24 protein-coding genes, 10 tRNA genes, 1 rRNA gene and 1 riboswitch are annotated in these 19,205 nt (G+C 47.6%); of the genes, 28 read left to right on the top strand and 7 right to left on the bottom strand.

From position 1 onward, the window contains the following. The first annotated feature begins 72 nt into the window (after positions 1-72). Positions 73-534: a hypothetical protein gene (locus KNP94_RS07730; protein WP_088838083.1), complete on the top strand. Its 462-nt coding sequence runs from the start codon at positions 73-75 to the stop codon at positions 532-534. Between the two features lie 57 nt (positions 535-591). On the opposite strand, the gene KNP94_RS07735 is transcribed toward KNP94_RS07730, so the two are convergent. Further along, positions 592-1,404, bottom strand: a complete 813-nt coding sequence (locus tag KNP94_RS07735; protein WP_088838082.1) for an aldo/keto reductase — start codon at positions 1,402-1,404, stop codon at positions 592-594. Between the two features lie 158 nt (positions 1,405-1,562). Here KNP94_RS07735 and KNP94_RS07740 point away from each other — a divergent pair, with 158 nt between their 5' ends. Then, the gene (locus tag KNP94_RS07740; protein WP_088838080.1) at positions 1,563-1,763 is read left to right on the top strand and encodes a hypothetical protein; all 201 of its coding nucleotides are present in this window, start codon (positions 1,563-1,565) and stop codon (positions 1,761-1,763) included. A gap of 43 nt (positions 1,764-1,806) precedes the next feature. On the opposite strand, the gene KNP94_RS07745 is transcribed toward KNP94_RS07740, so the two are convergent. Together KNP94_RS07745 and KNP94_RS07750 are read right to left on the bottom strand one after the other, a co-directional pair. Then, positions 1,807-3,114, bottom strand: coding sequence for a Na+/H+ antiporter NhaC family protein (locus KNP94_RS07745; protein WP_214771674.1), 1,308 nt, complete (start codon positions 3,112-3,114; stop codon positions 1,807-1,809). Positions 3,115-3,194: 80 nt separating this feature from the next. After that, a riboswitch (SAM riboswitch) is annotated at positions 3,195-3,298 on the bottom strand. Positions 3,299-3,377: 79 nt separating this feature from the next. Then, positions 3,378-4,346, bottom strand: coding sequence for a metal ABC transporter solute-binding protein, Zn/Mn family (locus tag KNP94_RS07750; RefSeq protein WP_088838076.1), 969 nt, complete (start codon positions 4,344-4,346; stop codon positions 3,378-3,380). Between the two features lie 169 nt (positions 4,347-4,515). On the opposite strand from KNP94_RS07750, the gene KNP94_RS07755 reads away from it, so the two are divergent. Together KNP94_RS07755 and KNP94_RS07760 are read left to right on the top strand one after the other, a co-directional pair. Next, positions 4,516-5,475 carry an alpha/beta hydrolase gene (locus KNP94_RS07755; RefSeq protein ID WP_088838074.1) on the top strand — a complete coding sequence of 320 codons (960 nt, stop codon included), beginning with the start codon at positions 4,516-4,518 and terminating at the stop codon, positions 5,473-5,475. Between the two features lie 46 nt (positions 5,476-5,521). Beyond that, a complete protein-coding gene (locus KNP94_RS07760) occupies positions 5,522-6,097 on the top strand; it encodes a histidine phosphatase family protein (RefSeq protein WP_088838073.1) in 576 nt (191 codons plus the stop codon). Positions 6,098-6,100: 3 nt separating this feature from the next. On the opposite strand, the gene KNP94_RS07765 is transcribed toward KNP94_RS07760, so the two are convergent. Next, positions 6,101-6,592 carry a YwpF family protein gene (locus KNP94_RS07765; protein ID WP_088838072.1) on the bottom strand — a complete coding sequence of 164 codons (492 nt, stop codon included), beginning with the start codon at positions 6,590-6,592 and terminating at the stop codon, positions 6,101-6,103. Between the two features lie 143 nt (positions 6,593-6,735). On the opposite strand from KNP94_RS07765, the gene KNP94_RS07770 reads away from it, so the two are divergent. Continuing rightward, the gene (locus KNP94_RS07770) at positions 6,736-7,065 is read left to right on the top strand and encodes a hypothetical protein (protein ID WP_088838070.1); all 330 of its coding nucleotides are present in this window, start codon (positions 6,736-6,738) and stop codon (positions 7,063-7,065) included. A 100-nt stretch (positions 7,066-7,165) separates the two neighbouring features. Here the strand turns inward: KNP94_RS07770 and KNP94_RS07775 are convergent, their stop codons facing one another. Beyond that, positions 7,166-8,617 (bottom strand): nicotinate phosphoribosyltransferase, encoded by a 1,452-nt coding sequence (locus tag KNP94_RS07775; RefSeq protein ID WP_088838068.1) that lies wholly within the window; start codon positions 8,615-8,617, stop codon positions 7,166-7,168. Positions 8,618-8,633: 16 nt separating this feature from the next. Next, the gene (locus tag KNP94_RS07780) at positions 8,634-9,167 is read right to left on the bottom strand and encodes a cysteine hydrolase family protein (protein WP_029331926.1); all 534 of its coding nucleotides are present in this window, start codon (positions 9,165-9,167) and stop codon (positions 8,634-8,636) included. 164 nt (positions 9,168-9,331) lie between these two features. Between KNP94_RS07780 and KNP94_RS07785 the strand changes: the two genes are divergently transcribed. The 3 genes from KNP94_RS07785 to KNP94_RS07795 are packed head-to-tail and all read left to right on the top strand — an operon-like array spanning position 9,332 to position 10,381. Then, positions 9,332-9,607 (top strand): 4a-hydroxytetrahydrobiopterin dehydratase, encoded by a 276-nt coding sequence (locus tag KNP94_RS07785; RefSeq protein WP_029331924.1) that lies wholly within the window; start codon positions 9,332-9,334, stop codon positions 9,605-9,607. Further along, positions 9,597-10,094 (top strand): hypothetical protein, encoded by a 498-nt coding sequence (locus KNP94_RS07790; RefSeq protein WP_215115524.1) that lies wholly within the window; start codon positions 9,597-9,599, stop codon positions 10,092-10,094. Before KNP94_RS07785 ends, KNP94_RS07790 begins: the two co-directional genes overlap by 11 nt. Before the next feature lie 23 nt (positions 10,095-10,117). Then, the gene (locus KNP94_RS07795; RefSeq protein WP_088838065.1) at positions 10,118-10,381 is read left to right on the top strand and encodes a hypothetical protein; all 264 of its coding nucleotides are present in this window, start codon (positions 10,118-10,120) and stop codon (positions 10,379-10,381) included. Between the two features lie 66 nt (positions 10,382-10,447). Here KNP94_RS07795 and KNP94_RS07800 read toward each other — a convergent pair whose 3' ends face one another. Next, positions 10,448-11,194, bottom strand: a complete 747-nt coding sequence (locus KNP94_RS07800) for a rhomboid family intramembrane serine protease (protein WP_159172340.1) — start codon at positions 11,192-11,194, stop codon at positions 10,448-10,450. 68 nt (positions 11,195-11,262) lie between these two features. Here KNP94_RS07800 and acpS point away from each other — a divergent pair, with 68 nt between their 5' ends. The 20 genes from acpS to KNP94_RS07900 all read left to right on the top strand — a co-directional run. Next, positions 11,263-11,643, top strand: a complete 381-nt coding sequence (gene acpS, locus KNP94_RS07805; protein WP_088838061.1) for a holo-ACP synthase — start codon at positions 11,263-11,265, stop codon at positions 11,641-11,643. Further along, entirely contained in the window at positions 11,621-12,697 is a 1,077-nt protein-coding gene (gene alr, locus KNP94_RS07810; protein WP_214766435.1) for an alanine racemase, read from the top strand. Before acpS ends, alr begins: the two co-directional genes overlap by 23 nt. 139 nt (positions 12,698-12,836) lie before the next feature. Beyond that, positions 12,837-13,061, top strand: a complete 225-nt coding sequence (locus tag KNP94_RS07815; RefSeq protein WP_012371670.1) for a hypothetical protein — start codon at positions 12,837-12,839, stop codon at positions 13,059-13,061. A 3-nt stretch (positions 13,062-13,064) separates the two neighbouring features. Continuing rightward, on the top strand, positions 13,065-13,415 hold the full coding sequence (locus KNP94_RS07820; protein ID WP_029331914.1) for a type II toxin-antitoxin system PemK/MazF family toxin: 351 nt from the start codon (positions 13,065-13,067) through the stop codon (positions 13,413-13,415). A gap of 199 nt (positions 13,416-13,614) precedes the next feature. Continuing rightward, on the top strand, positions 13,615-13,941 hold the full coding sequence (locus tag KNP94_RS07825; protein ID WP_088838058.1) for an STAS domain-containing protein: 327 nt from the start codon (positions 13,615-13,617) through the stop codon (positions 13,939-13,941). Next, complete coding sequence (gene rsbW / locus KNP94_RS07830) at positions 13,938-14,420, top strand: anti-sigma B factor RsbW (protein WP_029331912.1); 483 nt, start codon at positions 13,938-13,940, stop codon at positions 14,418-14,420. Before KNP94_RS07825 ends, rsbW begins: the two co-directional genes overlap by 4 nt. Then, positions 14,386-15,183, top strand: coding sequence for an RNA polymerase sigma factor SigB (gene sigB / locus KNP94_RS07835; protein ID WP_012371666.1), 798 nt, complete (start codon positions 14,386-14,388; stop codon positions 15,181-15,183). The genes rsbW and sigB overlap by 35 nt, the downstream gene beginning before the upstream one ends. A gap of 63 nt (positions 15,184-15,246) precedes the next feature. Next, positions 15,247-17,367, top strand: a complete 2,121-nt coding sequence (locus KNP94_RS07840) for a Tex family protein (RefSeq protein ID WP_214766437.1) — start codon at positions 15,247-15,249, stop codon at positions 17,365-17,367. Next, positions 17,364-17,804: a SprT family protein gene (locus KNP94_RS07845; RefSeq protein WP_088838056.1), complete on the top strand. Its 441-nt coding sequence runs from the start codon at positions 17,364-17,366 to the stop codon at positions 17,802-17,804. Before KNP94_RS07840 ends, KNP94_RS07845 begins: the two co-directional genes overlap by 4 nt. A gap of 149 nt (positions 17,805-17,953) precedes the next feature. Beyond that, positions 17,954-18,028 (top strand) — tRNA-Asn (locus KNP94_RS07850). A 9-nt stretch (positions 18,029-18,037) separates the two neighbouring features. Beyond that, a tRNA-Ser gene (locus tag KNP94_RS07855) sits at positions 18,038-18,129 on the top strand. 49 nt (positions 18,130-18,178) lie between these two features. Continuing rightward, positions 18,179-18,253, top strand: a tRNA-Glu gene (locus KNP94_RS07860). 4 nt (positions 18,254-18,257) lie between these two features. Continuing rightward, positions 18,258-18,333, top strand: a tRNA-Val gene (locus KNP94_RS07865). A gap of 33 nt (positions 18,334-18,366) precedes the next feature. Next, positions 18,367-18,442: transfer RNA gene (locus tag KNP94_RS07870), tRNA-Asp, on the top strand. Positions 18,443-18,446: 4 nt separating this feature from the next. After that, positions 18,447-18,518, top strand: a tRNA-Gln gene (locus KNP94_RS07875). 7 nt (positions 18,519-18,525) lie between these two features. Further along, positions 18,526-18,601 (top strand) — tRNA-Lys (locus tag KNP94_RS07880). Positions 18,602-18,618: 17 nt separating this feature from the next. Then, positions 18,619-18,704, top strand: a tRNA-Leu gene (locus KNP94_RS07885). A gap of 4 nt (positions 18,705-18,708) precedes the next feature. Beyond that, positions 18,709-18,785: transfer RNA gene (locus KNP94_RS07890), tRNA-Arg, on the top strand. A 19-nt stretch (positions 18,786-18,804) separates the two neighbouring features. Next, positions 18,805-18,881, top strand: a tRNA-Ile gene (locus KNP94_RS07895). A gap of 134 nt (positions 18,882-19,015) precedes the next feature. After that, positions 19,016-19,205, top strand: a 16S ribosomal RNA gene (locus tag KNP94_RS07900); the annotation flags it as partial.

A 19,205-nucleotide genomic window follows, 5' to 3' on the forward strand; every position in this document is an offset into this window, starting at 1 on the left:
ATTCTAAAAAAATTACTAAAGCATCGAAAAAATGGGAATAGCTATTAAAGAAACGAAGAAAGGAGAGGGAGGATGGAAAACGTACATTACGTTCGTGTCGCGGATGCCGTTTGGGATTCGTTTGGTGACGACCCGCATATCATCATGGACTGGATTCTTTTTATCCATGAGACGCAGCCGGATTATGAACAGCTATTTGCTCTGGAAGACACGGCAGCCCTCTATCACTTGATGAATCAAATCGATATCTATATCGATCAAGAGACCCATTACAACTTAGGTCGAGCGATTGTCGGTGAAGAGTTGATTGTCAACGAAACACAAGCAGCAATTGTCGGGATTCTCCCTCTTCCGTTAATCATCATCTCAGCAGAAGTCATGCGAAATTTTGATCGTCGGTCACTTGAGACGATTTATGATGAAGCGGGGCAACATGGAGAATTCGACGACGTGTGGGAACAGTTTGCTGATTTACGCGCATACTTCAGCAAGGCTGAAACGACAGAAGAGACGATTCTTATTTATTACGCTTAAAAAAAGACTGCTACGGGATAGGTCCCGTCAGCAGTCTTTCGTGTATCGGTCAGTGGATTAAAAGTCAATTTCGTCAGGGTCCGGTCCGAGGCGGACTTCTGTCGCGAGACGATCGATTTGTTCGAGGTCGTCTGCATCGAGTTGGAAATCAAACACATCGAAGTTTTCAGCAATCCGTTCTGGTGTGACTGATTTCGGAAGCGCAACGATTCCGTTATCGAGGTGCCAACGTAGAACGACTTGTGATGGGCTCTTACCATGTTTTTCAGCAATCTCTTTGAAATCATTGATTTCAAGGAACTTACCTTGCATGAGTGGGCTCCATGCTTCGACTTGAATGCTGTGATCTTGCAAGTACTCATGCAATTCATGCTGTGGAAGTTGTGGATGAAGCTCGACTTGGTTGATCATCGGCGTCATGAGTCCTTCTTCAGCAAGTGTATCGAGATGATGTTCTTTAAAGTTCGATACACCAATCGCCTTGATTTTACCTGCTTCGTAAAGTTCGACCATGGCTTTCCATGCTTCGACATAACCTTCGACCGGCCAGTGAATGAGATAAAGATCGAGATAATCGGTTTCTAGTCGCTCAAGTGACTCAGCGAAAGCCTCTTTCGTCCGTCCGGCACGAATGTCATCGTTCCAAACTTTAGACGTCAAGAAGAGTTCTTCACGTTTCACGCCGCTTTCTTTGATTCCTTTTGCGACACCACGTTCGTTTTTGTAGACGGCAGCCGTATCGATATGACGGTAACCGACGCGAAGTGCTTCTGCGACGGCAGCCGGTGCTTCCGTCTCTTCATCGACTTGCCAGACACCGAACCCGATCTGTGGAATCGTGATACCATTTGAAAGTTTTGCGTATTGCATGTATATACTCCTCCTTCAATGAAACTAGAATATGGATTTGCCTGTTCAGTTTAGCATGAACTTAGCGGAACATCTGTTTTGATGCTCATAAGCAGGGAATATAGAATGGGAAAGAGAAGAAAGTCTACTGATGCATAAACGAAGAGAGGTGTAATATCATGGTGAAATCGATTAAAAAAGTACCAAAAGGAGTCTGGACAAGCATCGCAGCACTATTAGGTGCTCAAGCCACGTTCCTCTTTCTTGGTGCCCGCAAGACAGGACGCAACCCATGGGTATGGGGGGGAGCAGGACTCGTTCAATTTCCGCTTCCGGCGATTGCCTATTTCATTTTGAATCGTCAAGAAAAACAGAAATAAAGTGAACCCCCCGTCGCAGACGAAGCGACGGGGGGTGTTTGTTTTACGACATGTTGTTTTTCTGTGCGGCATCACTCTTCCGGCGTGGGAAGCCGAAGAAGATTGCCAGTGATCCACAAACGAACAGTAAAAATGGATAGAACAAATAAGGAATCAGTTCGGGTGACGCCGTTTTCGTCAATTCAGCGGCAATCAAAAGTTGCGCTCCGTACGGGATGATTCCTTGAACACCACAGGAAAAGAGGTCGAGGATACTGGCTGACTTCTTCCGGTCGATGTCATACGTATCCGCGATTTCAGCAGCGAGCGGACCGGCGACAAGAATCGAAATCGTATTATTTGCTGTTGCGAGATTCGTTGCACTGACGAGGGCAGCCATACTGAACTCAGCTCCCCGGCGTTTCGAAATCTTTCGTGTCAGCGTTTCTTTGAGATAAGCAATTCCACCGTTATAGGTGATCAGGCTGACGAGTCCACCCATCAGCAACGTCAAGATTGAGATTTCTGCCATCCCCATCAATCCGTCAGACATCGCGAGGACAAACCCACTTACTCCGAAACTACCGTCGATCATTCCGATGATGCCTGTCAATAACGTCCCGCCGAGTAAGACGAGAATGACGTTGACACCAAAGAGTGCGAGCGCGATGACGGAAAGATACGGAATCAGCTTATAAAATTCAAATGCTTTCGCTTCGACGACATCTCCGGAACCTGACACGAAAGCGAGTAAGATGACAGTGATGACGGCAGCAGGCAAGACGATTAAAAAGTTCGTTCTGAATTTATCACGCATGTTCGTTTTTTGTGTCCGGACAGCGGCGATTGTCGTATCTGAGATAAACGATAAGTTATCACCGAACATTGCTCCACCGACGACGGCAGCAGCGGCGAGTGCGACATTGACACCCGTCGCGTCATGAATCCCGAGTGCGATCGGTGCAAGGGCAGCGATTGTGCCGGTCGAAGTTCCCATCGCCATCGAGATGAAAGCGGCAATGATGAACAATCCACTCATTAAAAGAGACTGGGGTAGGAAACTGAGTGCAGCGTTGACGGTCGCATCAATGGCTCCGATTGCATTCGCTGTTCCAGAAAATGTGCCAGCGAGTAAAAAGATGAAGACCATGATCATGATGTCCGGATTTCCGGCACCGCGGGCAATCCGCTCGACGGTCTGGTTGATGTCTCCCTTAGATGTCGCAGCAGCAAAAATCAAGGCGATTAAAGCTGCAATCAAGATGGGGAATTTGTAAAAGTCGTTATAGAAGATTCCTGCACCGATGAATAATACAAGGAAAACGAACAAGGGGAACAACGCCCATTTGTTCGGCGTAACCGTTTCGTTCATGTGAATCACTCCATTTCTTCAGCATACAAAAAAAGACCCCTTCGCAAGAAAGAAGGAGGTCTTTACTGAAAAAGACGCTCTTCTTATCTCTCAAGCCATAGCTTGCTGGATTTGGCACAGTACGAATCAATCGTCCGCTGCCGAAACATCATTGGGCCAGTCCCTCCGTTTCTCGCGATAAAAAGAAGTCATTTAGTTGTTTAGTCGTTGTTTAAAACACGTTTATTACCCTAACGTATCTTTTAATGCTTGTCAACTGTACCTTACTGCAGTGCTTGTTTGAGCGTCGTCACGTTTTCGTTCATCAAATCAAAGTACGATTGATCTTGTTGATCTTTTGCGACGGACTCGAGGTTATGAATCGTAATCGATTCGGCACCGATTTCTTTTTGGATGACACGGGCGACCTTTGGCGACACCGTCTCTTCGAAGGCGATATAGTTTAAGTCATGCATCTCTGCTTCCTTGACGATGGCAGCCAGCTGTTTTTGGGACGGTTCGTCAGACGGTGAAATACCGGCAATCGGCAGTTGCGTGAAACCGTAACGTTCCGCCAAGTACCCGTATGCGGCATGCGTGACGAGAAGCTCCTTTTTCGAACCGGAGTCAACAGCTTTTTGTAAATTTTGGTCGAGTTCATCTGCTTGTTTGTTAAAGAGTGCGAGGTTTTTATCAAACGTTTCCTTCCGGTCAGGTGCTTCCTTTGCTAACGCGGTCGTAATCGAGTCAGCCATTTTCTTGGCGTTGTTCGGGTCGAGCCAAACATGCGGATCGTATTGTCCATGATCGTGCGACTCTTCTTCAGCCTCGTGATCATCATGGTCATCGTGTGCGTCTTCTTCGTGCGTATGAAGCGAAGCGGAAGCTTCGAGTAAGTCGATATTTTTACTTGTCTCGACAAAACGAATGGAATTACCGGCTAAACTTTCCTTAATCTTTTCAGAGTACGGCTCAAGGGTTGTGCCGGTAAGTAAAAATAGATCGCCTTTCGCAATCGTCGTCAGTTGCTTCGGAGTCGGCTCATACGAATGCGGGTCGGCGCCAGGGGGAACGATTAATTCGACCTGGACGTCCTTTCCGCCGATTTCTTTGGCGATGGCTGCCGTGGCGAACGTCGACGTATAAATTTGCAATTTACCGTCTTCGTCTGAATTTGAAGTCGATGAGCCGCATGCGGCGAGCAGACTGGCAGTTACTGTCGCGATGGTTAACGCTGGAATGATTTTTTTCATATATGAACCCTCCAAGATAATTAAAACGTAATTGTTCCGATTTGGACTTTCTAACTATATCCGACGGAAATTAAAGCGTCAAGTCGGAATGTTGTGAAGTTCTAGTTCAAAATAAATCGGGTAAGAGAAGAGTAGAAGTGAAATCGGAATGAGCCTTGGAGGTGATGAGGTGAAACGTGAAACAGCATGGTTGATGGGTGGCGCCGCTATTTTGACGACGGCTGCTGCTGGTGCGAGTATTTGGAATAATTATGGAGCCTTACTCAGATGGACGGAGCCGGTCTTGCCGCTTACCGAAAAGCAATTAGCACCACGAAATCTTTTATACAAGACGGTCAATCAGCAGGACTTGACGTTAGATATTTATTATCCGCCGGGAGAAGGGCCGTTTCCGGTCGCGATTTATGCTCATGGCGGCGCATTCGTTCGTGGAAACCGTGATGATGTGTTTAGTTTTGCTCCAATCATCGACCGGTTTTTAGAACTCGGGATTGCCGTTTGCAGCATCGACTATCGTTTATTTGAGGATGGCAGCTACTTTCCGGACAACCTGGAAGATGTTCGAGATGCCTTATGTTTTTTAAATCAACAAGCGGATGAATTACGCATCGCGCGCGGTCGCATGCTTTTATGGGGTGATTCAGCAGGTGGAGCCCTAATGTTGACGACGGCGCTTGCCCCGACTGAATTTATCGGCGAACAGGCGGAGGCGCATCTTCCTTTAATCAGTGGAGTCATCGCCTTGTATCCGCCGACGAATTTTCTGTTGTTTAAATTCATTCAAACCTGGATTGCCCATATCAAGTTTTATGGGGGTGGACGTGAAGAATGGCGACAGTTGATGATGCGTGTCTCCCCGGCGACACATTTAAGTTCCGACTCGCCGCCGATCATGTTGCTGCACGGAAAAAAGGATCCGATTGTCCCGTTTGCTCAAGCACTCCACTTTGTTGAGAAGGGGGCGGATGTCGGGGCGGATGTTCGATTATTCTCTTTCCCGAATGGCACACATTCGCTGGCGAGCTTTGCCCAAACTGAAAATCCACTCAAAATTGAACGTTTGCTCGAACGAATCGAAGCCTTCAGTTGTCAAGTGCTTGTCTTACCGAAACGAGAGGCGCTTCATTAGGAAACATGATACAATCAGTCATATTTCTTTAGAAGGAGACTGCAATATGACGGAAATTTGTTTAGTACGACACGGTCAAACGGACTGGAACTTAAACGAGCGGATTCAAGGACGTGAAGATATACCGCTTAACGAGACCGGTAGAAAACAGGCGGCTCTCAGTGCTGCCTACCTGGCAGAAGAACAGTGGGACGTCTTGATTTCAAGTCCGCTATCGCGAGCTGTCGAAACTGCTGAAATCATTGGTCAATCGATCGGTCTAAGCTTGACGGAAACGGATGAACGGCTTGTCGAGCGCGAATTTGGAACGGCTTCCGGTGAACCGGTCGCCGGAATTTACGAAGCAGTGCAGGCAAATGATGCAGAGCGCGTCCCGGGGCTTGAAACGGAAGCGGAAATTCAACAGCGTGTCTTCAGTGCGGTTGAAGAACTGACAGAAAAATATCGAGGAAAACGCCTCTTAGTCGTCTGCCATTCGCATACGATTAAAGCGGCACTCTCCTCGATTGATGAGACATTCAGTTACCGGACGCCGTTAAAAAATGCATGTGCGAATTACATTCGTTTTTCCGACCGTTATGAGATTGAGCGGATTAATGTAGCGGACCATATCACAATTTGAACATCATCCTTCGACGGTTGCCGGATGTTCTTGTAAGTACTGTTTAAACGTTTCTTTCGCGATGCTCGTGATATGAGCACCACGTTTAGAGCGTCGGTCTTTATATTCTTGAATCAGCTCTTCGCCAGTAAAGTTGTCTTCGACGACTTCACGCAAAATCGATTCGGATAAATCATTTTTCATCATGACCATCTTACCGGTAAAGAGATAAGAGACGCCTTCGCTCAATTGCGTACTTTCATAAGGCGTGACGATCATGGCGGCGGGGTCATTGTCCGGCCGTGAAATCGTGATTTCAATCAAAGCGCGCAGCTTTTTCTCGAACAGTTCTTTCAAAATCGGTTGATCGGTGTCGGTGACGACGATTTCAGCGACCCACTGGGCGGTTTGGTCGGTACTCACCGTCAGCCCATCTTTAATCTGAACGGGGATTGTCGTATCTCGCCCTGATTCATCCATGAGAATACGTAATGTACACAATTTAAAGGTTTTCAAAAAGAACTCCTCCTTTTGTTGTTCGTACGTGATTTTCTTCAGTATAACGTGAGTCTGTCGCCTGCGCGAAACTTTTCGTAACGTCTTCGAGTCGAACTATGTTTAAATGGAACTAGAAATCAGAAACAGGAGGACCGTTTATTATGCCGCAAGCACTTATAGGAATATTAGGAATCGTGGGGATTATCTTACTTGCCCATCACATCATCATGTATTGGCATGCTGAGCCAAAAGATCGCCCGACGCTTGCGTACCGCATAGCGCTCCTGATCGCCTGTTTGCTTCTTATCAGTGGAAGTGATCATTTAATTAGTATCTTTTACGCCGATTCTCTTGCTGAGTTCGGTCAACGGATTACCTATATCGTCTTCATCGGAGGTGCGCTTGGTTTTGCGTGGTACTTTCGTCAACAAATGGAACAAGCGACAGCCAAAATGACTGCTCACCCAAACGAAACAGCCCACTTCAGTTGAAGGGGCTGTTTTTAGCGTATAGAAAAATGAGAGGGAGATGAAAAGGTAGCCTTTCAAGACGTCCGTCAAGAAGCTTGATTCTTGAGGCTGCTTGATTTTGTTATTTTACACCACTTGCGAGGCGTGTTTTCCGAATCATGTCGAGTTTCAGTTTCCAGAGACGGTCGCTGAACGTGACGGCATAGATTTCAGGTAGACGTAGACGTTTGTACTCTTCCCACAGGCGTCCGATTTGCTGTTCGTGGAACTGACGACTTTCTTCAATCGTCGGAACGGTATACACGAGTTCACCGTCCTTAAAGATCGGTGCAAGTAACCGTTCAACCTTAAAGTTTTCAATCCGGTTCCGGAACGACGGGTCACGGACGTCAATCAAATCGACGAAGTCGAGTTGACTCGGATCTTCATCGAGTAACGTGATGTAGTCGCCTTTGAACTTGTTCGTTTCCGGGTCGACGATGCGGTACGCCTCCTTGATATGCGGTGTCGTCGTCTTCGCTTTTGAAGACGAAACTTTGATGACGGGTGCAAGTTCGCCGTCAATTTCGCGGGCGACGAGTTTATAGACCATGCCGAGCGCCGGTTGTTCGTACGCCGTGATGCCGCGTGTTCCGACGAGGAAGGTGTTTGCCTGTGCCCCTTGGATGCGAAGGTCTTGAATGACATATTCGTCTAAATCACCAGACAGGACAATTTCGACGTCGAGTAAGCCGGCTTCATCAAGCATCTTCCGGGCGCGTTTTGATAGGTAGGATAAGTCGCCGGAATCGATTCGAATCCCGCGTAACTTATGTCCGTCTGCTGCGAGTTCTTTTGCGACCGTGATCGCGTTCGGGAGTCCGCTTTTAAGCGTATCGTACGTATCGACGAGCAGTGTCGCCTGATCCGGATAATGCGATGCGAACGTCCGGAAAGCCGTCAACTCATCATCATGAAACTGGATATCTGCATGCTCCATCGTTCCACCACATGGGATACCAAAGTCGCGGCCGGCCGACGCGAGGCTTGTCACGTCGAACCCGGCTAAATAAGAGGCACGTGTTCCGAAGTAAGCAGCATCGATTCCTTGGGCGCGGCGTGAACCGGCTTCGAGGAATTTCGCGCCTGGTGCCGACTGCCGAATCCGTGCGTATTTTGTCGCAATCAACGATTCGTGATTGGCGATGTTCAAGATGGCCGTTTGCAGTAACTTCGCCTCAAAAATCCGTGCTTCAATCCGGACTAATGGTTCGTTCGGGAAGACGATTTCGCCTTCTTTGACACTCGAGAGGGAGCCATTGAATTTAAAGTTACGTAACTCATCCTTGAATTCATCCGGGAACCCGATCATCGTTTGAAGATACGTAATGTCTTCTTCTGTGAAGTGGAGTGTCTGGATATATTCGATGATATTTTCAAGACCGGCGAAGACGACATAACCACCTTCGAATGGATTGCTGCGGTAATAGACGTCAAAAACAGCACGTTCATTATGGCGCCCTTCCTTCCAGTAGATATACATCCATCTCGGAAGATAGAGGTCAGTATGAAGTGCAAGATTACGTTGTAACATGAAGACAGATCCCTTCTTATTCGCCGACGACTTCTGCGCCGATCGATTGTTTAAAGTGTGTGAGTGCCCAGTCGTGGCCGGCCGCATTGAAGCTGGCGACGGCGTCAGCATGGACGACGATTTTATAGCCGAGATTGTACGCGTCGACAGCAGTGTGCAAGATGCAGATGTCTGTACAAACGCCGACGAGGTGAACTTCTGTGATATGCCGTTCACGAAGACGTAAATCTAGGTCCGTCCCAGCAAAGGCGCTATAGCGCGTCTTGTCGATGACATGATCCGCAACACGTGCCATCTCTGCGACCTGTCCGAATAAGTCCCGTCCGTGTGTTCCCCGAATATTATGAGGCGGGAAGAGGACGGTTTCCGGATGGAATGTGTCGCCTTCTTCATGAAGGTCGTTTGCAATGACGACATAATCGTTCGTCGAAAATTCATCCATGAGCGATGCGATGCGTCCTTCGATGAGTTGACCCGGTTTACCGCAAGTCAGCTTACCTTCATCGGCGACGAAATCAAACGTATAATCAATAACGATAAGAGCGCGCATGAGCGATAGCCCCTTTCCTGAATGGGATATAGTGTTCTCTTTCACATTGTACTCTATCTCACTTCGAAGGCAAAAGGAAGAAATCGAACGAGTAGAGGTATAAGAAGTAAGGAAAGTAGGGTATAAGGTATAGGACGAAAACGATAGTAGAGGAGGAGAATGGAATGGAACGGTTGAATGAGTATGAGGTAGAAGAACGTTTAGAAGGTCTGAATGACTGGAGCGTCGTCGATGACGAAATCGTACGCATCTACACATTGGATTCTTTTCCGGCGGCACTTGATTTTGTTCAAGAGGTCGGTTCTTTAGCAGAACACTTGAATCATCACCCGCGGATCATGATTGATTATAAACAGGTGACGCTCGCCGTGACGACACATGATGCCGGCGGGTTGACTGGGAAAGACTTCGAACTCGCGGAGGCCTGTGATGCCATCTAAACTATTCATTACATTCGGTAGCGGTAACTTTGTCGACCAAATTCGCTCGCGTGATGCTCAAATTTGGGCAGCGAGTGGAAACGGAGAAGCATTACTCTGGATTGAAACGGACGGAAAGTCACCGTTTCAAAGCGGGAACAGCTATACACTCCTCGAAACGCGTGGTAATTTTGATGAGAAGGGGACGATTTTTTACTGGTCGATTCCGGCAGATCAAAATAGCGGCGATCTTTTCATCCATCAGGTCATGTCGGACCCGAAAGTACTCGGGGCAGAATATGGCAGTTTTCAAGCCTTACGGATTGCCCGCGTCGAACGGGCGACGGATCTCGTGTTATTGATTCAATTCAAGGACGAAGGAGATGCGTCACGTTACGCAAAATCAGTTGAACGCTTGACGGTTGATCAGTATGCTGAAGAGGCAGGGAAGTCGTTTGCGCCTTCTCCAATTATGAAACGTTATCAACTTGTACCACCATTACATTAAAATGACACAGGGGGAAGAACCAGATGAAAAAGAATTATTTTGTACTCGCAACAGTAGGTGGCGCACTAATCGGAGCAACACTCTCATTACTTCATAAAGATACGCGCCAAGCACAAATCGAAGCGACGAAGCGTGCGTTTGGCGGAGCCGGCACACAACTTTCGGCAGTCAAACAAGATCCAAAAGGACGTTTTGAAGAAATTCGTGCCCTCTACACAGATAATCAAGAAACCATCCATAATCTGATTGACGATGTGAAGGATCTTGCGGAATCTTTCCGGAAGTAAGAATAAGAAAAAAGCGCCGAGTCTGTTTTCCGTAGTACGGAATCAGACAAGGCGCTTTTTTGTAGATTAGATGAATCGCGCGAGTAGACCGAAAACGGCAAAGGCAACGATGACATAAAACACGATGCGTCCCGTTTGACCGGATCCTGTCGAGTGAACGACATGACCACCGAACGTCGCCCGTTGACCCGTATTAAACGGACGTGTGAACGGAACAGCGCTTTTTCCGAAGATGAATCCAGCTAGGAATCCGAGGAGGAAACCATACAAGTGACCGAAGACGGAAACGTTCGAGCCGATCAGTGTAAAGACGGCCGTGATGGCACTAAAGATGTAGACGAGTCGTGCATCTTCGACAGAAATGATCGTCCGACGAAAACGACCGAGATAAACGTAAAAGCCAAGCAAACCTAAGATGGCTCCAGATGCTCCCGCCTGTCCATAAAATAAGTTATCGCTCAACGTGACATACGTCAACACGTTAGCGAGCGTTCCTACAAGCAAGTAAAAGATGGCAAATTTCACATGCCCGATCATCCGCTCGAGCGCAGGAGCGAAAATAATCAACGCAAACGTATTAAAGGCAATGTGCCAAAAATCGTAGTGTAAAAATGTCGCCGTGACGACACGCCACCATTCGCCATTCGCGATGAATAAATTAATCGCTGAACCATAACTGAGTGGAGAGAAACCAAAGCCGAGTAACTGATTCAACTGCTCGATGACAAACAGAGCGACTTGGATTAAAATGAACAACGAAACGACCGGATAAGAACGTGTGAACGTTTGTAGATTTTCCGTTCGACTAAACATGACAACACCTCGCTTCACTTTCATTCTATATGAAGTGGACGAAGAATAGAACTGTGGAGGCGTAGGGAATGATTTATGGTATCGGTCTTGACTTGATTGAATTAGAACGCGTTCGTCTGACACTCGAACGTCAACCCCGGATGCTGACACGTATTTTGACGGATCGTGAACAAGCGCGGTATGAAACATTGGCGAACGGACGCCGACTTGAATATCTCGCGGGACGGTTCGCTGCAAAAGAAGCGTTTGTCAAAGCACTCGGCACGGGGATTGGGCGAGAAGTGTCTTGGCGCGATCTTGAAGTACTAAATGAAACATCAGGTCGCCCTATCATGACGGGGCCGTTTGACGGTATGATTCATGTATCGATTACGCATTCGGATCATTATGCGGCAGCACAAGTCTTATTAGAAAAGAGGGATGGCGATGTACCGACCGACGTGGATTGAAATTGATCGTGCTGCGATTGCACACAATGTACGCGAGATAAAGGCAAGAATCGGCGACCAATCGATGATGGCCGTCGTCAAAGCGGATGGCTACGGGCACGGTGCGATCACTGTGGCAGAAATTGCATTGGAAAACGGGGCTGACTTACTTGGCGTCGCTCTTCTTGAAGAAGCAATCGAGCTGCGCGAAGCAGGTATCCAAGCACCGATTCTCATGCTCGAGACGTTATTGCCGGAGCATGTCTCCGTCGCTTCGAATTATGATGTGGCGGTTCCTGTATTTTCAGCCGAGTGGTTACGGCAAGCAAAACAACATCTGACGGAAATCGATTCGCTTCGGATTCATATTAAGGTCGATAGTGGGATGGGACGGCTCGGTCTGCAAACGATGCAAGAACTGGATGAACTTTTAATGGAGCTCGATTCTGATTTGCTTGAGCTCGAAGGAATTTATACACATTTCGCGACAGCGGACGAACTGTCGAGCCGTCTGTTCGAACAGCAACGGACGACGTTTCTCGGCTTCGTCGAACGCGTACCGCACGTGCGATATATCCATGCTGCGAATTCTGCTGCTGCGATTCGACTCGCAGGTCAGGATGACCCGTTTAATATCGTCCGCATCGGGATTGCCCTTTACGGCGCGATGCCGTCTGACGAGATGATTCCATATTATGATTTCCTTCAGCCGGCATTTTCGTTGAAGAGTCAGCTGATGCAAGTCAAGTGCGTCGAACCCGGACAGACGATCAGTTATGGGGCGACGTACACGGCACCGACGGACGAATGGATCGGGACCGTCCCGATCGGCTACGCCGATGGGTGGTCGCGACGTTTTCAAGGGTACTCACTCATCGTAGATGGTCAACCGTGTGAAATCGTCGGTCGTGTCTGTATGGACCGGTTAATGATTCGTTTACCGCAGGAATACCCTGTCGGCACAGAAGTGACGTTAATTGGAACGGGCGCGCCGATTGATGAAGCAGCCCACTGGTTAGGGACGATTAACTATGAAGTCCTTTGTCAATTTTCAAAACGTGTGCCGCGAAAATAAATTTAAAAAACCATCAATATGATGGCAAAAAAATGTTATTTCTTTGAATTTTGATTGTATTTTCTGAATTCGACTGATATATTGAAGTAGAAAGTGAGTCGTTCGTTAAGGTTTCAGTGAATCTGGAGGTGCCATTATCTTGGTCCAACAACGGGAAAAGCAGTTTGTTGAGCGAAATGTAGCGAAGGAGACGATTGGGATGAAGTCGAACCATACGACCGAAGAACGCAAGCGTCAGCTACGTGAGGAATTGAAGCGTGGTTACGAAGAAATGGCAGCAATCAATTTATCAATCGTTGGTGAAATGTTCCAGATTGAAACGGAGGCGGAGTTCTCGCTCCTACGTCAAGTAAGCGGGGTGTAAGCTTTGATAGTCAAACGTGGCGACGTGTTTTATGCAAATTTGTCACCTGTGGTCGGATCGGAACAAGGAGGAGTACGTCCTGTCCTTGTCCTACAAAATGATATTGGTAACCGATTCAGCCCTACTGTTATCGTGGCTGCGATCACGGCACAGATCGACAAAGCCAAACTACCGACCCATGTGGAAGTATATCGAGAGCGACACGGATTAGAACGTGATTCGGTCATCCTACTTGAGCAGGTCCGTACGATCGATAAGCGCCGTCTGACGGATAAGGTGACACACCTGGATCCTGAGACGATGATGAAAGTGAATAGTGCCGTTGCAATCAGCTTAGGCTTGATTGATTTTTAGGCACCTACATAGAAGCACGAGAAGAGTCGATACATTTGTATGCGACTTTTTTTGACTAAATTTTTAAAAATAGGTTTAGAAGTGTTTTAATGCGGGAAATATACTTAAGTGACTTTTTTTAAGGAGCCACTTTATTTACAATCAACTGATGAAACAGAGAGAAATCATATAGCATATTTCCTTGAGGAGGAACTTGAAGATGGATTTAACAATTAGAACAGAGCAACTAGATGGTCAGACGCATCTCTATATCGTAGGAGAGATTGATACGTATACGGCACCAAAACTTCGTCAAGAACTCGTTCCCGCTGTAGAAGCAAATGATGTCGTCGTTCACTTGGATGAAATTCATTACATGGATTCGACAGGTCTCGGTGTATTCGTCGGAGCGCTTAAAGCATCGAAGAAAAACGGTACATCGTTTACGCTTGTTGGTGTTTCAGAACGTATTCGTCGTCTTTTTGAAATTACAGGTCTTTCAAGCATCATTACAATCGACAGTGGTGTACGAGGTGGTACGCAATGAAAAACGAACAACTTGAAATGACACTACCTGCAAAACCTGAATACGTGGCAATCGCGCGTTTGACGGTTTCAGGTGTCGCAAACCGCATGGGCTATACGTATGATGATATCGAAGACATCAAAATTGCTGTTTCTGAAGCATGTGCGAATGCTGTTCAACATGCTTATGAAGACCAGCAAGACGGATCAATGGGCTTAACATGTAACGTTTACCCGGACGATCGTCTTGAAATCATCGTCAAAGACAACGGTGTGACATTTGATAAAGATAGCGTCAAACGCCAAAGTGAACCAATTACGGATTCGCACGATCTAGACTCACTGCATGAGGGGGGACTAGGGATCTTGATGATTGAGGCATTGATGGATCAAGTCACGATCGAAAAAGCAAACGGCGTCACTGTCCATATGACAAAATATATGAATAGAGATGAGGTGGGTCAAAGTGCCAGCAAAGTCTCAACAACGCCATCACAGTGATGACGAAGTCCTTCGACTGATTGATCTGTATCAACAAGATGACCAAGATGAAGAAGTCCATGCCGCGCTACTCGCCCGTTACTCGGATCTCGTCGAGGCACTCGCCCGTAAATTCTCACGTGGCCGTCCGATTCATGATGATCTCGTTCAAGTCGGGATGATTGGATTGCTTGCCGCGCTTCGTCGTTTCGATAAAGAGTTTGGGCGAAGTTTCGAATCGTTCGCTGTCCCAACAATCATCGGGGAAATCAAGCGATTCATTCGCGATAAAACATGGAGCGTCCATGTTCCGCGTCGAATTAAAGAGCTAGGTCCGAAGATTAAGAAGGCTGTCGAAGAATTGACGACTGAACTACAACGTTCACCGCGAATCGACGAAATCGCTGCGCGTCTTGAAGTGTCAGAGGAGGAAGTGCTCGAAACACTCGAAATGGGTAAAAGCTATCAAGCGTTATCCGTTGATAGCTCGATTGAAGCGGATCAAGAGGGCAGCACGGTCACTTTACTTGATTTAGTCGGTAACCAGGAAAATGGTTATGACTCGGTCGACCAAAAGCTGATTCTTGAAAAAGCATTTGCTGTACTGACAGACCGTGAGCGTTCGATTCTTGAATGTGCGTATTACCGCAACATGAGCCAAAAAGAAACGGGAGAACTTCTCGGTATTTCGCAAATGCACGTTTCGCGTTTACAACGCCGGGCGTTGCAGAAATTACGAGAAGCGATCAAAGTAGAACCGAATGAAGTATTCTCGAAAGACTGATGCCATGGCGTCAGTCTTTTTTTCTGTCGATTCTTCGGTATAATGAGGGGGAGGTGAGGAAAAATGGAGAAGAGAATCGCAACAGAATTGAATTTACGACCCCAGCAAGTGAAAGCCGTCTTACAGTTGACGGAAGATGGAGGAACAATTCCATTCATCGCACGTTATCGTAAAGAGCAAACTGGTGAGCTCGACGAAGTCGAAATCAAGGCGATCCTCGATCGACATAAAAGCATCACGCAACTCGAAACTAAACGTGACGATGTCCTTCGGAAAATCGAAGAGCAGGGTGTGATGACCGAGGCATTGAATCAAGCGTTGCGTGAAGCGACGACGTTACAACAGATTGAAGACCTATACTTACCGTTCCGTCCGAAACGACGGACGAAAGCGGAAATTGCACGAGAGGCAGGGCTCGCGCCACTCGCAGAGTGGCTCCGTTCGCCGAAACCCTATGAAGAAGCGGGCTTCAAAAAATTGTTCGCAGGGCTTGAAGAAGCAGAGGCAGTCGCTGGTGCAGAAGCAATCATCGCGGAAGAGTGGGGCGAACAAGCAACTGTCCGCGATTACATTCGTCAAGTGACACACCGTGCTGCAGAAATCGTGACGAAACAAAAAAAGGATGCCGTCGATGAGAAAAAGGTCTTTGCCCAGTACTATGAGTACAACGAGCGGGTCCGTCAAATCGTGCCGCACCGGATTTTAGCAATCAACCGGGCGGAAGCCTTAAAAATCGTGTCCGTGAAAGTCATGTTAGACGAGCAGCAAGTATTGCCATACTTACTTCGTCCTTTTAATCGGTTGCCCGAACAAAAGCGCCAGCTTGTTGAAGAAGCAGTCAAAACAGGATATAAAAAATCTGTTTTCCCGGCAATTGAGCGTGAAATCCGAAATGAATTGACGGAGAAGGCGGAGAACCAAGCGATTGAAGTCTTTGGTAAAAACTTGCGCCAACTCTATATGCAACCACCGATGAAAGGGAAAGTCATGTTAGGACTCGACCCGGCTTACCGGACGGGATGTAAGTGGGCAGTCATTGATCCGACGGGTGAATTAAAAGAAGTCGGCGTTATTTACGTCACGATGTCTGAACAAAAAGCGAAGGAAGCCCGTACTAAATTATCAGAACTGGTGAAGAAATATGGTGTCGAGCTGATAGCGATTGGCAACGGGACGGCATCCCGTGAAACCGAATCCTTTGTAGCGGACTGGATTAAAGGGCATACGGAAGTCGCTTTTACGATCGTCGACGAAGCGGGTGCAAGTATTTACTCGGCTTCAGAAATCGCACGGACGGAGTTCCCGGACCTCCAAGTCGAGCAACGTTCAGCGATCTCGATTGCCCGTCGTCTTCAAGATCCGTTAGCTGAACTTGTTAAAGTCGATCCTCAATCAGTCGGGGTCGGTCAGTACCAGCATGACGTGACACAAGTGAAATTAAAGGAGACACTCGACTTTGTCGTTGAGACCGTCGTTAACCAAGTCGGTGTCGATGTGAATACGGCGTCTGAGTCCCTGCTCGGGTATGTAGCGGGAATCACGAAGGCGACAGCGAAAAAAATCGTCGAACGCCGTTCCGAACTCGGGGCATTTGCTTCACGGAAAGAACTGTTAAAAGTGCCGCGTCTCGGAGCGAAAGCATACGAGCAGGCAGCCGGTTTCCTTCGTATTCCTGAAGGGACGCATCCGCTGGACCGGACACCGATTCACCCGGAACAGTATAAAACTGTCGAACAACTGTTTAAGCAGCTTCAGTTAGCGCTGACGACCGTCGGGACGGAAGAACTCCGCACGAAGTTAGCGGAACTTCCAGTGAAGGATACGGCAGAACAACTCGAGATTGGTGAACCGACGCTCCGGGATATCATTGAAGCCTTGCAGCGTCCGGAGCGTGATCCGCGGGAGGCACTGGATAAACCGATTTTACGACAAGATGTGTTATCACTGGACATGATTCAAGTCGGAATGGAGTTCCAAGGGACCGTCCGGAACGTGCTCGACTTTGGAGCATTCGTCGACATCGGTGTAAAGGAAAGTGGACTCGTCCACATCTCGAAGTTAAGTAACCGACGCGTCAAACACCCGCTCGACGTAATCGCCGTCGGAGAAATCGTGACGGTCTGGGTGACGAGTGTCGAACCGGAACGTGGCAGAATCGGTTTAACGATGGTCAGTCCATCATGACGAACGAACAATTACAGCAATACGTCGAGCAGCTTTCGCTCGACGTGTTTGCTTTACCGTTTAGACACAAGGCCGTTTTTAATGAAAGACTACGCACGACAGGTGGCCGTTATTTTTTGACGGATCATCATCTTGACTTTAATCGACGCTATGTAACGGACGCCAAAACCTTTCGTGGCATCGTAGTTCATGAACTTTGTCACTATCATCTTCACCTCGCAGGACGGGGACATCGTCATCAAGACCAAGACTTTAAAGACTGGTTGATGAAGTATGGTGGCTTACGGTACAGTCCGCGATTAGACGGAGACGAAAAAAAATCGCATCAATACGAATGTCATAAATGCGGTACATTATATAGAAGGAAAAGAAAGATGAATCCGGAGAAGTACCGCTGTGGGAAGTGTCGTGGAAAGATTTTTTACAAAAGTAGTTGACGTTCATTTCGGAGCGTGATAAATTATAGAAGTCGTCAAAACGACAGCAACTAAACAACTTATCGTCACTAAAAAATTTTTTAAAAAAGCATTGACGGCAAGAAAGAAAGTTGCTACTATATAAAAGTGCTCCGAAACGAACACAACATTCCGCAATAGCTCAGTGGTAGAGCAACCGGCTGTTAACCGGTAGGTCGTAGGTTCAAATCCTACTTGCGGAGCCATTATCTTTTGGAGATGTACCCAAGTGGCTATAAGGGGCGCCCCTGCTAAGGGTGTAGGCCGGGAAACTGGTGCGAGGGTTCGAATCCCTCCATCTCCGCCAGACCTCTTATGTGAAAATGTTACTTGAGAATAATTATTGCATATTTTATGGCCCGTTGGTCAAGCGGTTAAGACACCGCCCTTTCACGGCGGTATCACGGGTTCGATTCCCGTACGGGTCACCATAATGGAGGATTAGCTCAGCTGGGAGAGCATCTGCCTTACAAGCAGAGGGTCGGCGGTTCGATCCCGTCATCCTCCACCATTTTCAATTTCATACTTAACGTAACAAAAATGTGGTCCTGTGGTGTAGCGGTTAACATGCCTGCCTGTCACGCAGGAGATCGCGGGTTCGAATCCCGTCAGGACCGCCATTTTTGGGCTGTGGCCAAGTGGTAAGGCACTGGATTTTGATTCCAGCATGCGAAGGTTCGATCCCTTCCAGCCCAGTTTTCTCGTGTCATTAGCTCAGTTGGTAGAGCATCTGACTTTTAATCAGAGGGTCGCAGGTTCGAATCCTGCATGACACACCATTTTAAATTTTAATATTGCGGTCGTGGCGGAATGGTAGACGCGCTAGGTTGAGGGCCTAGTGGTGGCAACACTGTGGAGGTTCAAGTCCTCTCGACCGCACCATATCGCACCCTTAGCTCAGCTGGATAGAGTACTTGACTACGAATCAAGGGGTCGGGAGTTCGAATCTCTCAGGGTGCACCATATTTTGTTTGCTTTTGACGGGCCTATAGCTCAGCTGGTTAGAGCGCACGCCTGATAAGCGTGAGGTCGGTGGTTCGAGTCCACTTAGGCCCACCATTTTTCAAAACAAACAATGACGAACTTTGAAAACTGAACGATGAGGCAAAAACGTATCTTCGGATACAAACAATGAATGAAGCGCAAGCTTCGTCAACGTGACTTTTGGTCACAAAAACGAGCAAGTCAAACACTTTATGGAGAGTTTGATCCTGGCTCAGGACGAACGCTGGCGGCGTGCCTAATACATGCAAGTCGAGCGCAGGAAGCTCACGGAACTCTTCGGAGGGAAGTGAGTGGAATGAGCGGCGGACGGGTGAGTAACACGTAAGGAACCTGCCTCAAGGATTGGGATAACTCCGAGAAATCGGAGCTAATACCGGA

Source organism: Exiguobacterium sp. s80, from assembly GCF_018618725.1.
Classification (GTDB): domain Bacteria; phylum Bacillota; class Bacilli; order Exiguobacteriales; family Exiguobacteriaceae; genus Exiguobacterium_A; species Exiguobacterium_A oxidotolerans.